At 41.5% G+C, this 14,271-nt stretch carries 15 protein-coding genes; 5 read left to right on the top strand and 10 right to left on the bottom strand.

Going from position 1 to position 14,271, the window contains the following annotated elements; genetic code table 11:
- Nucleotides 1-66: 66 nt before the first annotated feature.
- From POV27_RS20010 to POV27_RS19990, 5 genes are all read right to left on the bottom strand, one after another.
- Nucleotides 67-1,245 (bottom strand): hypothetical protein, encoded by a 1,179-nt coding sequence (locus POV27_RS20010; RefSeq protein ID WP_272864574.1) that lies wholly within the window; start codon nucleotides 1,243-1,245, stop codon nucleotides 67-69.
- Nucleotides 1,246-1,381: 136 nt separating this feature from the next.
- Nucleotides 1,382-1,858: a heme-binding domain-containing protein gene (locus POV27_RS20005; RefSeq protein ID WP_272864573.1), complete on the bottom strand. Its 477-nt coding sequence runs from the start codon at nucleotides 1,856-1,858 to the stop codon at nucleotides 1,382-1,384.
- Nucleotides 1,855-3,393 carry a bifunctional metallophosphatase/5'-nucleotidase gene (locus tag POV27_RS20000; protein WP_272864572.1) on the bottom strand — a complete coding sequence of 513 codons (1,539 nt, stop codon included), beginning with the start codon at nucleotides 3,391-3,393 and terminating at the stop codon, nucleotides 1,855-1,857. Before POV27_RS20000 ends, POV27_RS20005 begins: the two co-directional genes overlap by 4 nt.
- Nucleotide 3,394: 1 nt before the next feature.
- Nucleotides 3,395-4,258 (bottom strand): hydroxymethylglutaryl-CoA lyase, encoded by an 864-nt coding sequence (locus POV27_RS19995; RefSeq protein ID WP_272864571.1) that lies wholly within the window; start codon nucleotides 4,256-4,258, stop codon nucleotides 3,395-3,397.
- Between the two features lie 54 nt (nucleotides 4,259-4,312).
- Nucleotides 4,313-4,930 carry a LysE family translocator gene (locus POV27_RS19990; protein ID WP_272864570.1) on the bottom strand — a complete coding sequence of 206 codons (618 nt, stop codon included), beginning with the start codon at nucleotides 4,928-4,930 and terminating at the stop codon, nucleotides 4,313-4,315.
- Nucleotides 4,931-5,002: 72 nt separating this feature from the next.
- Between POV27_RS19990 and POV27_RS19985 the strand changes: the two genes are divergently transcribed.
- A complete protein-coding gene (locus tag POV27_RS19985) occupies nucleotides 5,003-5,914 on the top strand; it encodes a T9SS type A sorting domain-containing protein (RefSeq protein WP_272864569.1) in 912 nt (303 codons plus the stop codon).
- Here the strand turns inward: POV27_RS19985 and POV27_RS19980 are convergent.
- Nucleotides 5,904-6,917, bottom strand: a complete 1,014-nt coding sequence (locus POV27_RS19980) for a quinone-dependent dihydroorotate dehydrogenase (protein WP_272864568.1) — start codon at nucleotides 6,915-6,917, stop codon at nucleotides 5,904-5,906. The two genes, POV27_RS19985 and POV27_RS19980, sit on opposite strands and share 11 nt — an antisense overlap.
- Before the next feature lie 90 nt (nucleotides 6,918-7,007).
- On the opposite strand from POV27_RS19980, the gene pepT reads away from it, so the two are divergent.
- On the top strand, nucleotides 7,008-8,237 hold the full coding sequence (pepT, locus tag POV27_RS19975) for a peptidase T (protein WP_272864567.1): 1,230 nt from the start codon (nucleotides 7,008-7,010) through the stop codon (nucleotides 8,235-8,237).
- A 54-nt stretch (nucleotides 8,238-8,291) separates the two neighbouring features.
- Nucleotides 8,292-8,840 (top strand): DUF3575 domain-containing protein, encoded by a 549-nt coding sequence (locus tag POV27_RS19970; protein ID WP_272864566.1) that lies wholly within the window; start codon nucleotides 8,292-8,294, stop codon nucleotides 8,838-8,840.
- Nucleotides 8,841-8,910: 70 nt separating this feature from the next.
- On the opposite strand, the gene yajC is transcribed toward POV27_RS19970, so the two are convergent.
- From yajC to POV27_RS19950, 4 genes are all read right to left on the bottom strand, one after another.
- A complete protein-coding gene (gene yajC / locus POV27_RS19965) occupies nucleotides 8,911-9,189 on the bottom strand; it encodes a preprotein translocase subunit YajC (RefSeq protein WP_272864565.1) in 279 nt (92 codons plus the stop codon).
- A 23-nt stretch (nucleotides 9,190-9,212) separates the two neighbouring features.
- The gene (locus POV27_RS19960; protein ID WP_272864564.1) at nucleotides 9,213-9,692 is read right to left on the bottom strand and encodes a DUF1573 domain-containing protein; all 480 of its coding nucleotides are present in this window, start codon (nucleotides 9,690-9,692) and stop codon (nucleotides 9,213-9,215) included.
- 50 nt (nucleotides 9,693-9,742) lie between these two features.
- Nucleotides 9,743-10,570 carry a transcription antitermination factor NusB gene (gene nusB / locus POV27_RS19955; RefSeq protein WP_336375853.1) on the bottom strand — a complete coding sequence of 276 codons (828 nt, stop codon included), beginning with the start codon at nucleotides 10,568-10,570 and terminating at the stop codon, nucleotides 9,743-9,745.
- 202 nt (nucleotides 10,571-10,772) lie between these two features.
- The gene (locus POV27_RS19950; RefSeq protein ID WP_272864563.1) at nucleotides 10,773-11,870 is read right to left on the bottom strand and encodes a Glu/Leu/Phe/Val family dehydrogenase; all 1,098 of its coding nucleotides are present in this window, start codon (nucleotides 11,868-11,870) and stop codon (nucleotides 10,773-10,775) included.
- A gap of 137 nt (nucleotides 11,871-12,007) precedes the next feature.
- Here POV27_RS19950 and POV27_RS19945 point away from each other — a divergent pair, with 137 nt between their 5' ends.
- Nucleotides 12,008-13,759, top strand: coding sequence for an ABC transporter ATP-binding protein (locus tag POV27_RS19945; protein WP_272864562.1), 1,752 nt, complete (start codon nucleotides 12,008-12,010; stop codon nucleotides 13,757-13,759).
- 80 nt (nucleotides 13,760-13,839) lie between these two features.
- A complete protein-coding gene (locus POV27_RS19940) occupies nucleotides 13,840-14,208 on the top strand; it encodes a PUR family DNA/RNA-binding protein (RefSeq protein ID WP_272864561.1) in 369 nt (122 codons plus the stop codon).
- Nucleotides 14,209-14,271: the final 63 nt, after the last annotated feature.

Raw genomic sequence — 14,271 nt, 5'->3', positions numbered from 1 at the left:
TTACATAGGAGGCCTTTGGGCTATCAACACTTCAAATTATAAAACAAACTGTGTGTATTTCTTATACTAGAACCAAACTCCGATACCGAAGTTCAATCTATCATCTACATCACCGCCATCTACATTATTATCTCTAAACTGGTAGTCACCCTTCACCACTACACCAGGTGCAATGTGGTAACTTAATCCAGTAGTAATATCGGTACGGTTATAAGCATCGTTTCTCGCCAAGCCACCTTCGGTGCTGGCATGAGTATCGTAATTTTCATATCGGGCAAAGGCAAATAACTTTTGCTTTGCGCCCAGAGGCAATAGGTTATATCCTACTTCTCCGTAGTATCCCATTAGGGCACTTCCTAAATCACCTCCGGTTAGGGCATTGTATTTATCGGTATCGCTTAAAGAAGAATAGATAAACTGACCTCTAGCGGTGAATTTTTGGTAAGCATATCGCGCATCGAAACCAACCATGGCAATACCAATATTGGCACCATCTTGGTCCTCTACCTCATCGGCAGCCTGCGTCTGACCAAAGTAACCAGAAAGCCCTAAGCGCAATCCCGGAAGACCATAATATTCAACTTTGGTAGAGAATGTTGGACTATCTACGGTAGACTTAATCGCTTTTTGGCGACCTCCGCGCAATCCGCTACTTCCCCTAAGGAAACCGGTAACACCATCTTCACCATCGCTTGCGGTCGATTTAAATCCGTTGAAAATATAGGCTTGATATGAAACAGAAGCATCTGGGAAACGCCCGGTAACCCCTACCCCTAACTCTCTCCAGGTAGTGGGAACAATCACATTGTCTACTGCAGGTCTTTCTGTTCCATTAAATGTGGTAGGTTCGTGGTATTCGTTGACGATTCCCATGGGCACCAACATTAAACCACCTCGTAAGCTCACATTGTCTCCAACAGCATAGTTTACGAACGCTTGTTCTACGAAAACTTCCTCAACATGCTCTAATTCTATTTCCGTTACGAACTGGGTTTTTTCATCGAATTTGTACCCGAAAAGTAGTACCAAACGTTGTACGTCCAACTCTCCGTTGTCTGCTTCAGGTTGATTGTATGTCATTTCACCATAAGCCCCCACAGTTACTGCCTTCCCATAGTTTCCAGAAAGGATACGCTGAGCAGCATTCAATTGTTTTTGGGGATCGAATGTTATGGAGTCCTGAACGGTCTGTGCCAGGGTACTTCCACAAATTAAAAGGGCAAAAAAGGCGATTAGGTTTTTCATTTATTGTTATTTAGACTGAATATAAATAGTTTGTTATTTCAGCCGCAAAAATAAATCTGGAAAACCATTTACACAAGTTTATTTAGATTAATTTTAAATAAACTTTATGTTAATTCTATAATACTTTATTTTAAAGCTAGTTAGCAGATACTTTTAGCTCATCCCTATAGCTCATGCGGGCCAGATCGGCCCAAAGTAGCAGTGCTTTTTTATCTTCTTCGGAAAGGTCGCCATGTATCCATGTGTAGGAATCCAAAGGCATGTGTCCTTCTTTTACTTCTTCGATGACTTCTTCCAATTTATGGTCCTTTTTCTTAACAGAGTAGCTCTCCCAATCGGACATGTTGAAATCTCCTTTCCCATGCCGAATATGGTCATCTAGCCAATAGGAAACAGGTGCTATTTCGGCGTACCAAGGATACTGGGTCTGATCGCTATGGCAATCATAGCAATTGGTTTTCAATATCTCCACCACTTGGGTAGAGGGTTTGGTTTCTGCTTCGAAAGCAGATAGGCTATCATACCCTCCGTTGTTCTTTTCAGGTCGAATAAACTGAATGACGATCAATGCCAGTAAGGCAATTCGTAAGATCCATTTAATGATTCGTTTCATCGTATACTTTTTAAATGTTCGATAACAGCTTTTCTAATATCGGCAGCGGCCTCTGTATCCTTGGGTTCATACACCTTAATGACTCCTTCATTATCTGGAGTTAAGAAAGGAATATCGAATCCTTTTAACAAAAAGTCGCTAAAGGCAATTTTATATACTTCGGTATCTTCAATATCTCTCTTACTTAGTAACCATTCGCCTTGTTGGTTTTGCTCAAAACCATATCGCTGCAAATAGGCTCCCGTTCCTCCTTTGGATTTTCCATAGTCCAACACCTCTTTTAAGAGGGCTCCTTTTATGTCTACCTTAATTACCTCACCTCCGAAAGGAAGTACCCTAAAAATATCCATGCTTACAACATCACCCACCAACATATCGTCTATTCGTATGGATCCACCATTGACCAAAGCACCTTCTGTAGGCTCATCGAAACTCAATGCCATTGCATTGGTAATATAGCCACCCAAATTAGTCTGCACTCCCCTACTCGCGCTATCGGTACCATCCAAAGGTGGATCAGCATGAAAAATAACTTCATAAGGATCGGCGATGACCTCCCTTACTTGTTCGTCCAATATCTTGTTCCATTTATCTACCACCACCTGAACGGAAGGTTTGGAAGCAATGGTTTCGTCTATGGGAACCAATTTAGAATCTATTTCCAAAGCGACCTTCTTCTTATCATATTGAAAAGTATGCACGTACAGCGACTTCGCATTGGCATCTGCCTTGGCCACTTTTGCGTTGTTGGAAGGAACTAGCATATTATTATGTTCGTGTCCTCCCATGATCAAGGAAATGCTCGGGAACTTATTGGCCAAAGCCACATCGTCCTCCACCGTTAAATGGGTAAGGCCTACAATAATATCGCTTTGCTGATACTTTAATTTACTTACGGCACTTTCGGCCTCCAAAACGTGATCTGCATAAAACACAAAGTCTTGCGGGTTGGAATCTAGAGTGACCCCGAAAATTCCAACATCGATGGTTGTCCCATCACTATCGGAAAGAGCTATTGTATAGGTTTCCGGAACCGGAATGGAATCACCATTCCGAACAAAATTGAAGGATCTAGGACCGTCTTCCAATTGCTGAAAGACATTGGCGCTCATCCAATAGAAATTGGACTCGTTCATTCGCTTTTGCAATACTTCCTCCGATAAGTCGAACTCATGATTTCCAAAAGTCACCAATTCAAAATCCATGGCATTCATCACGTCAATCATCTGCCTTCCTGCGATACGTTCGCCATCCATCTTTAAGGTTCCCAATAAAGAAGGGTTCAGGAAATCCCCTGCCATAAATAAGTAGGTGTTGGGTTCTTCTTTTTTAATGGAATCTACTACATGTGCTACCCGCGCCATACCTCCGTACTTCCCTCCGCTTAAAGGGGCAATTTCATAGACATCGTTTACCTGCACGAATTTGAAACTGATCTTACCATCGTCCTCCTTTTTTTGCGGCACTTTTTCTACCGTCTTACAGGAGAACACCCATAACAGGCTTAGCAACCAAATGTATTGTGTTCGTTTCATCCTAGTGGTATTTACTGAATATCTTGGTAGCCTCATTGTGGGCACTTTCAAAAGACATCGTATTAATATTGGTGTCTACTTTAGCCGCCGTAAAATAGCTTAACATTTTTTCCGTAGGCATGTTTCCGGTAAGCTCATCCTTGGCCATGGGACAACCTCCAAATCCTTGAATCGCCCCATCAAAACGTCTGCATCCACTTTTATAGGCGGCATCTACCTTTTCGTGCCACGAAGTAGGTGTGGTATGTAAATGAGCTCCAAATTCAATTTCAGGATATTTAGGAATTAGATTGGAATACAGATACTCGATCACTTCGGGCGTTGAGGTTCCCACGGTATCGCTCAAAGATAAAATCTTCACCCCCATGCCGGAAAGTTTTTCGGCCCAATCGCCCACAATATCCACATTCCAAGGATCTCCATATGGATTCCCAAAGCCCATGGATAAATAGGTGACCACTTCTTTGTCATGAGCTTCGGCCAATTCCAAAATCTGTTTCAGCACATCGATGGATTGGTCAATGGTTTTATGGGTGTTACGCATCTGAAAGTTTTCCGAAATGGAAAAGGGATATCCCAAATAATCTATTTCGGGATGCACCACAGCATCCTGCGCTCCCCGTACATTGGCAACAATGGCCAATAGTTTACTTTCCGTCTGACTTAAATCCAAGGCAGCCAAAACTTCTCGAGTATCGACCATTTGAGGAATGGCTTTTGGGGATACAAAACTTCCAAAATCGATGGTATCGAACCCACAGCGCAACAAGGACTGAATGTACTGTACTTTAGCGTCGGTAGGAATCCAATCTTTGATTCCTTGCATAGCATCCCTTGGGCACTCTATAATTTTCACTTTTTGCATTGTATCAAATATACAATATCCCCTCAAGGTTAAGTGATGCCAAAAAGAAGAAATTTATGGCAACAAAATATACACGGCAATCCCTATAAAAACAACAATCTGAAGCCACTTCAATACCACCCCTACATATTGATTCTTCATTAAATAGGTAGAAATTTTCCCAGCCAACAACGCTACAAGGCTAAATGCAATAAACGAAATGACCATGAATACAATTCCTAAAATAAAGAATTGGGTTACGGTTCCTTCGTTCGGGTCCCATAAAAACCCTGGGAAGAACGCCAGAAAAAAGATCATCACCTTCGGATTGAGCAAATTCATCACCACTCCAGTCTTAAAAAGTTGACCATGACTCTTTTTAGGTACGCTATTTGTAGCTAAGGAAATAGAAGCTGGGCTTTTAAACACTTTATAGGCTAGGTAAAATAGGTATAGAGCACCTGCCACCTTAATTCCATAGAACAGGGAATCGGAGCTGGTAATAATGGCCGAAACCCCAAAAGCCAATAAAGCCGTATGAACAATACACCCGCTTATAAGTCCAGCCGTAGTAGCCACACCGCTCTTGGTACCATGCACCAAGGATTGCGCAAGTACATAAATATTGTCAGGTCCAGGGGATAACGCCAAAGCGAGAGTAGCAGGAATAAAGAGGTAAAGTTTTTCAAGCATACACCAAAAATATATGTTTTTGTTGTAAGTGAACAGCAATGAAAACGACATACCCATTATAACCCAACTATTATGAAAATTAAATTACTCTTTTTAAGCTTATTAATATCCTTCACCCAACTTTCCTTTGGGCAGTCGGAGGCCACCTATACAGTAGTTTTCGACAGTAATTGGTCCCAAGCAGCACACCCACATTCCAGCGGTAGTCTTCCCAGCAATGCGCATTGGTCGCGATTGGTAGGCGCCACCCACAATGACGGGGTCGTATTTTGGGAAATGGGCGGATTGGCAACCGAAGGTGTTGAGGACGTCGCAGAATTAGGAAGCAATACAGCCTTTTTTAATGAAGTGGATGCTGCCATCTCAAACGGATACTCCAATCAGGCTATCAATGGGCCTAATTTGGGCACAGCGCTCGGGCAAATGGTAATAAATAATCTAGTTACCACTGAAGAATATCCTTATCTAACACTGCTTTCTATGATAGCACCCAGTCCTGACTGGATGATTGGTGTAAACAGCATTGACCTTTTGGATGGCAATGGCGACTGGAAAGATGAAATCATAATCGAACTCTATCCTATCGATGCTGGTACAGACAGTGGTGTGGATTACGATTCAAGTAATATGAACACCAACCCGCAAGAGCCTATTTCTAGTTTGCAAGGGATAACTCCTTTCTCTTCGGAAATCATAGGAACGTTGACAATAACATTAGAATCGGTTTTGGGAACCAATGATCTTGCCGAAAACAAGATCACATTGTATCCCAATCCGGCTCAAAACCGTTTTACTGTGTCCCATACAAATTCATTGCAAAGCATAAGCGTATACAATGTTCTAGGGGCCCAAGTATTGAAAAAGGAAAATATAAATGCGCAGACGGTTGAAGTAGATATTAGTGCCCTACCAAGTGGTGCTTATCTCGTAAAGACCATAAGCGATTCCAAACAGGAATCGGTGTCGCGACTTATTAAATTGTAAGCATCCCCTTATTGATGGCCTTTATCAGAGTAGGGCCTTCATAAATGAAGCCGGTGTACAGTTGAACTAAACTTGCGCCGGCTTCGATTTTTTCCAAAGCATCTTCCACGGTATGAATCCCTCCTACTCCAATAATAGGAAAGGCTTTGTTGCTTTTTTCGGATAAAAATCGAATGACTTCTGTAGAGCGTTGGGTTAACGGTTTTCCGCTAAGCCCACCCATTTCCTTTTTATTTTCTGAAGTAAGCCCGTCACGGGAAATGGTGGTATTGGTGGCTATCACTCCATCAATTTTGGTATCATTTACGATATCGATGATATCCAACAACTGCTCGTCTGTTAGATCGGGAGCGATTTTAAGCAAGATGGGTTTGCGTTGGGGTTTGGACGCATTCTTTTGCTGAAGGGTATTCAGCAAATCGGTAAGGGGCTTCTTATCCTGAAGCTCCCTTAGATTGGGCGTATTGGGAGAACTCACATTTACCACAAAGTAATCCACATAATCAAAAAGGGCTTCGAAACAGATCACATAATCGTTCACTGCTTCTTCATTGGGTGTTACCTTGTTCTTCCCTATATTTCCACCAACAAGTACATTCTTGTTTTTTTTAAGGCGCTCAACAGCCTCTTCCACACCGCCGTTATTGAACCCCATTCTATTAATGATAGCGCTATCACTTTTTAATCGGAACAATCGTTTTTTTGGATTCCCTCCTTGAGGTTTGGGTGTTACAGTACCAATTTCAATAAAACCAAATCCGAAATTGGAAAGTTCCTTGTACAATTTGGCATCCTTGTCGAAACCAGCGGCCAATCCCACGGGATTTGGGAAGGTAAGTCCGAACAGCTTTCGTTCCAATCGTGGGTCATTCACTTTATAGATGCTCTTGAACAATCCGCCCATTCCCAATCGGTGGCAGAACCGGACAAGTGAGAAGGTAAAATGGTGTACTTTTTCGGGATCGAAACAGAAAAGCAGTGGTCGCAGAATAGCTTTGTACATAGTTGTTGAAAATGTGCTGCAAAAATAGTACTAAAACGGCAGAATTTTTAGGGAGGTATTCCTTTATTTTGTAGAACTAAATTTTAAAGCATGATAGACAAGCAACACCTCATCGATAGATTTATTGGATACGTAACCGTAGATACCGAAAGTGACCCCAATAGCGATACCACTCCAAGTAGTGAGAAACAATGGGATTTGGCCAATGCTTTGGCCGAAGAATTGAAAGCCATCGGTATGGAAGACGTCACCATCGATGAGAATGCTTATATCATGGCTACCTTACCCAGTAATATTGATAAGGAAGTTCCAGTGATTGGGTTCATCTCCCATTTTGATACCACTCCGGATTTTACGGGAGCCAATGTAACCCCTCAAATTATTGAGAATTATGATGGGCAGGACATTCCTTTAAAAGGAACCGACTTGGTCCTTTCCCCTTCAGAATTTGAAGACCTATTATTGTACAAAGGAAATACCTTGATCACCACAGACGGTACTACGCTTTTAGGAGCTGATGACAAGGCGGGCATTGCCGAAATCGTTTCGGCCATGGAATACCTCATTCAGCATCCTGAAATCAAGCATGGGAAAATCCGTGTAGGATTTACTCCAGATGAAGAAATTGGTCGTGGCGCACATAAATTCGATGTGGAGAAGTTCGGGGCGGACTGGGCCTATACCATGGATGGAAGTCAGATCGGGGAATTGGAATATGAGAATTTCAATGCAGCCGGTGCTGTGGTGAAGGTAAAAGGTAAAATTGTGCACCCTGGGTACGCCAAAGGAAAAATGGTGAACAGTATGTATATCGCAACAGAGTTTATAAATGCATTGCCCCGTACTGAAACTCCAGAACAAACAGAAGGACGTGAAGGATTCTATCATTTGTACAGTGTAAATGGTGAAGTAGATGGTACGGAGCTACAGTATATCATCCGAGATCACGATCGAACCAAATTTGAAGCACGCAAAGCAGAAATGCAGCGCATCGTGGACGAACTTAACGGAAAATACCCAGGAGAGCGTGTAAGTATCGATATAAAAGATCAGTATTTCAATATGCGCGAGAAGGTGGAACCTGTAATGCACATTGTAGATATTGCCGAAGAAGCCATGAAGCAGGCCGACATCACTCCTATCATAAAGCCCATTCGCGGTGGAACCGATGGATCTCAATTAAGTTTTATGGGACTTCCCTGCCCTAATATCTTTGCAGGTGGCCATAATTTCCACGGACGTTACGAATATGTGCCCGTAGAAAGCATGCAAAAAGCTATCGAAGTAATTGTTAACATAGCCGTAAACGTTGCGAAGTGATAATGGAATGGTTCTTGTGAACTGTCTTCCCATTAAAATCTAAAACCAATATTTATGAAAAAGAAAATCCTCACCCTATTTCTTATGGGTATGACCGCCTTTGCTATGGCGCAAGAAACCGAAACGTACCACTTAGATTCCGATCCAAAACATGAATTTAGAATCGATGCTTTGGAAGGGCTTATCGTTCCCGCTATCGATGTAAGCTATGAGTACATTATTAGCAAGTTCTCTGGAGCCGGGGTATCGGCTTTTTTCGGTTTCCAAGATGAGGATACAGACGGTTATCAAGAATGGGCGGTAACTCCTTATTATCGTCAGTACTTTTTCAACAGGCAAGACTATGGAGCCAAAGGGTTCTTTGCCGAGGGACTATTGCAAGTAGGTGGTGGAACCGACACACTGTATCTCTTTGAGCCCGAACGTGTCGTTGAAGAGGATTGGACCAAATTTGGAATCGGTTTTGCGATTGGTCAAAAATGGGTAAGCCGTAATGGATTCGTTGTGGAACTTTCTATTGGAGGTGGACGTTACTTTGGCGACGATGATGCTGGGCCAGAAGGTTTCTTTAGGGGCGGAGCTTCGGTAGGATATCGCTTCTAATCCCTTAGTACAGAATATAAAAAAACCTTCAGTGAAAACTGAAGGTTTTTTTATGCTATATCGTATATAATTACTTAGCTGGAGCGTTGAGCTTGGTGGTTTTTTCAACAGAAATGGCCGTTTTATCGAACTTCATTCTTCCAGCTCCTGTTTCAATGATACAGGTGCCATCGTCGTTCAGTTCTAAAACCTTTCCATGAAGACCACTACCCATGACCACTTTCATACCCTTTTTCAATTCGCTAAAAAACTTCTTTTCTTGCTTCATTCTCTTCCTTTGTGGTAGTACCATAAAGAAGATGATAAAAACACTAAATAAGAGTAATGGGCCTAAAAACGATTGATCCATCTAAAATATATTATATCTAAATATTATTGCGTTTGGATTGGAGATCCTTGAGCAGCACCTTCTTTAGGATTTACGAAGGCTTTGATCTTGATAGTCTCTTTTCCTTTTTCTGTGTTGGCAGTAATGGTAACGGTTTTGCTAACTTGGTTTTTACCACTTCCGTTAAACTTCACCAACATCTCTCCTGTTGCTCCTGGAGCAATTGGAGTTTTTGGATATTCTGGAACAGTACATCCACAGCTACTTTTAGCATCAACAATTACTAAGTCTGCTTCACCAGTATTGGTAAACTTAAACATATGCTCCTGGGGAGTTCCCTGATCGATAGTTCCGAAATCGAACTCAGTTTCGTCAAAAGTCATTACTGGAAACTTTCCTGCCTCAGCATCTCTCTCTGCCGCAGCAGCAACGTTTTCTTCACTTACTTTGTCAGCTGCTTTATCCTTACAAGAAGTAAAAGCAACCATTGCAATTGCTGCTAGTAATAAAATTGATTTTTTCATTATTTTTTATTTAAGTTATAGGAATCGCTAAAGTAACCATTTTTTTATTTCTAGCGAAGACCCCGGCCTATTTTATTCAAATCGCCATTCTTGGTCAGTTCCTTCACTAATTTATCTAAGATTCCATTAATAAAAAGGCTACTTTTTGGAGTGGAATATTCTTTAGAAATCTCTAAGTATTCATTGATACTTACTTTCACGGGAATACTAGGAAAATAAAGGAATTCAGCAATTCCCATCTTCAGAATGATCATGTCTATTTCGGCAATCCGTTCCTTATCCCAATTAGGGGTTTTACCATCGATCCATTCGGCCAATTTATCGTCATTCAGTATCACTTTTTGAAGCAGCGCAGCACTGAATTCACGGTCTTCCTCATTCTTATACAATTGAGGTGAAAAGACCGTATCGGCTTTCTTCTCGGCGATTTTATCCAGCATTTTGGCGATGGAAGTATTCACCAATGGGAAGTCGTCCAACCACGTTAATCGATGGTCTTCGAGGTACTCGTACAATTTGTCATTAGGGGCGATCACCTCCTTGTATAGCTTGCTTACGAGTAATTTATCTGTTTTGAAATCGGTACTGATTTCCCTCAAGTATTCCCCATACCAATCCTGCTTTTTCAACTCATTGAAAAGTATGGCAACATACTCATCATCGTTTTCCCAATTGTCCAACTTTCTGTTTTTCAAGTATTCGGACAGCCCTTCATGTTTTTCGATAAGCTGGATGACCTTGTTGTTAACAAAAGCAAGGCTTGGGTTCTTTTCCTCGGATGTGGCAAGGTGTTTCTTTTGCGACTTCTGCAAATAGTCATTGGCATGATCCCGAATGGCCACCATCAATTTTAGTAGCAATGCATTGAGATCTTGCATTTGTGAGATGCTATAAGCCAGGAATTTTTTTTGTTTATCTAGATCTTGATCTTCGGATTGATAAAATGCATATAACGATTGTAAAACTTTTACTCTTATATGTCTTCTGGTTAGCATCATTAAAAAGAACTTACTAAGGGATTAAAAATAAAGCGCATCCCCTCATGGAAATGCGCTGTAAAGATATGCATTCTATCTAAAATTAACGCTCTTTTTTTCGTGTATCGATTCGAGATTGTGCAATGTGGAAAGCAGCTTCATGTGTGGTGATCTCATTGGTTTCTGCATTCGACAAAATCTCTAGCGTTGTGTTGTAGATATTTTCTGTCTTACGCATGATCTCTTGCTTACCGTAGTTTTCCAATTCGGCATACACGTTAATGATCCCTCCAGCATTGATTAAAAAGTCTGGAGCATATACGATACCACGCTCACGAAGTTGCGTCCCGTGAATGTGCTCATCTGCCAATTGGTTATTGGCAGCACCAGCGATTACTTTTGCTTTTAGGGTATTAATTGTCTTATTATTCACTGTCGCACCCAAGGCACAAGGAGCATAAATGTCCATGTCCTCCGCATATAGGTTGTTCCCTTCGTAAATGGATACTCCGTACTTATCGCGTACTTCTTCCAAACGATCTTGGCTCAGGTCACTAATGAATACCTTAGCACCTTCATTACTCAAGTGCTCTACCAGAGCCTCTCCTACGTTTCCGATCCCTTCTACGTAGATTACTTTATCTTCTAGGTTGTCATTTCCGAATTTGTACTTGGCAGCAGCTTTCATTCCCATGAATACGCCATAAGCAGTAATCGGGGAAGGATTTCCGGCTCCTCCCTTTTCTTCAGAAATACCTGTAACATAAGGAGTCACTGTTCTTACCAAGTCCATGTCGCTGGTCATCATCCCAACATCTTCTGCGGTAATGTATCTTCCTCCCAAGGAGTGTACAAACTCTCCAAAACGAAGCATGAGTTCTGGAGTTTTTTGGGTTTTGGCATCTCCGATGATTACGGCTTTTCCACCACCTAGGTTCAAACCTGTGATGGCGCTTTTAAAAGTCATTCCACGGGAAAGACGTAGTACGTCATTTAGAGCGTCCCACTCAGAGTTATATTGCCACATTCTGGTACCTCCCAAGGCAGGTCCCAAAACGGTATTATGAATTCCTATTATTGCTTTTAATCCTGTATCTTTGTCGTTGCAAAAAACGATTTGTTCATGGTTATCGAAGGATAACTGTCCAAAAACAGGGTCTAATTTTTGAAGTTCTTTTGCTTTAACTACCTCAGTCACCATACATTGTATTTTTGTTAATCCCGTAAAATGGGTGTGCAAAATTAGGGGATTATTGAAGATTTCGCAAAAAAATATCTTAAATTTAAGAATTTGTTAATAAGTTTTAGATTACATTTTTATATCGTAGTAAGCGGTTTATGAAAGAACTTCGTTTCCTCAATCAGTTTTTCCTAAAATACAAATGGCGCTTGCTGTTGGGATTGGTAATTACGGCCATTGCCACCATCTTCCGGATCGTGGTTCCGGCCAAAATCGGGGATTCTATGGATGCGGTTCGGATGAAATTCAGTGGGGAAATAACCCAAGAAACGCTAAACGGAATGCTACTGGAGAACATCCTTCTCATTGTGGGTGCGGCACTCCTTTCGGGATTCTTTACATTCCTCATGCGCCAGACCATCATTGTGGTGTCCCGTTATATTGAATATGACCTTAAAAATGTCGTTTTCGAGCAGTACCAAAAACTCTCCCTAAACTTTTACAAGAATAACCGAACGGGCGACCTCATGAGCCGCATAAGCGAAGATGTAGGAAAGGTGCGAATGTATGCTGGACCGGCACTTATGTACAGTACCACCACGGTAACGCTTTTTGTGGTTGCCATTAGTTATATGATATACACGGCACCCCTACTTACGTTATACGCCATTGCCCCCCTTCCTATTTTATCTATCAGTATATACAAACTGAGCATTGCCATTCACAAAAGAAGTACGATCGTACAGCAGTATTTGGCCAAACTCACCACATTCACACAAGAGAGTTTTAGTGGTATCTCGGTGATTAAAGCCTACGGAATTGAAGGCAGAACACAGATCGATTTTGAAGAGTTGGCCAATGGAAGCAAGCAAAAAAACATTGACCTAACTAAGGTGCAGGCCTTGTTCTTCCCTTTAATGATACTGCTTATTGGAGCAAGTAATCTCTTGGTGGTATATGTGGGGGGAAATCAGTTTATCGAAGGGAAAATTGAATTCGGTACCATCGTAGAGTTCCTTATCTACGTGAACATGCTTACTTGGCCGGTAGCCATTGTAGGATGGGTATCTTCTATGGTGCAACAGGCCGAGGCGTCTCAGAAAAGGATCAATGAATTCTTAAAAGTTGAACCGGATATTACCAATACCGCCACACAGCGTATAGATGTGGAAGGTGCAATTCAATTCAACAATGTGAGTTTCACTTATCCCGATACAGGCATACAGGCACTTAAAGGGGTCTCTTTTACCGTTTCCCCAGGAGAAACCTTGGCGATTGTGGGGAATACGGGATCTGGTAAGTCCACCATATTAGAACTAATTTCTAGACTGTATGATATTGAGGAAGGATCCTACACCCTTGATGGGCATGTGGCCAAGGATGTGCACTTGGACGATCTGCGAAGCAGTATGGGCTATGTACCCCAGGATGCCTTCTTGTTCAGCGATACAATTAGAAACAACATTAAATTCGGAAATCGGGAAGCCACAGACGACATGGTAATCGAAGCGGCCAAGAACGCAGCGGTGCATGCCAACATCGTCAATTTCACAAATGGCTACGAAACCGTATTGGGAGAACGCGGTATTACCTTGAGTGGTGGGCAAAAACAACGGGTTTCTATAGCAAGGGCTATTATAAAAGATCCGAAAGTATTACTATTGGATGATTGCCTAAGCGCAGTAGACACCGAAACCGAAGAAGAAATCCTACAAAACCTTCAGAAAGTGTCCAAAAACTGTACTACTTTCATTGTAAGTCACAGGGTTTCATCCGCCAAAAACGCTGATAAGATCATTGTTCTGGAAGAAGGAAAAATCATCCAACAAGGCTCTCATGCTGAGCTTATAAACACCAATGGCTACTACAAAGAGCTTTATAACAAGCAACTTCAGGAAAAAGAAATGTAGTCTTTCCTTTTGCCGATTAGGTTTTTTTTTAGATTTTTGGCTCTACGTTTACAAAAAATTAACCATTTAGAGACAGTCAAATGATGGAGAAAGAAGAAATATATTCAAAAGTAATGCGAGCTGGGAGACGTACCTACTTTTTTGATGTACGTGAAACCAAGGCCGGCGACTATTACTTAACGATTACAGAAAGTAAGAAGTTTACCAATGATGACGGTTCTTTTCATTACAAAAAGCACAAAATTTATTTGTACAAAGAAGATTTTGTGGACTTCAGGGACAACCTTAACGAAATGATCCAATACATCATTGACGAGAAAGGTGAAGAAGTTATCAGCGAACGTCATCAGAGTGATTACAAAAGAGAAGAGCAGAATGGTGAAGCCGTAGCGGCACAAGAAACTACAGAAACCTCCAGTTTCACCGATATCGATTTTGACGATATTTAATGGCTAAATACTCTTAAAATATGGAAACCGCTTCAAAAAATTGAAGCGGTTTTTTTATATTTA

The sequence above is a fragment of the Aureisphaera galaxeae genome (assembly GCF_028561275.1).
Classification (GTDB): Bacteria; Bacteroidota; Bacteroidia; order Flavobacteriales; family Flavobacteriaceae; genus Aureisphaera; species Aureisphaera galaxeae.
The sequence above is the reverse complement of the archived record's forward strand: the minus strand, read 5'-3'. Positions and strand labels throughout refer to the sequence as shown.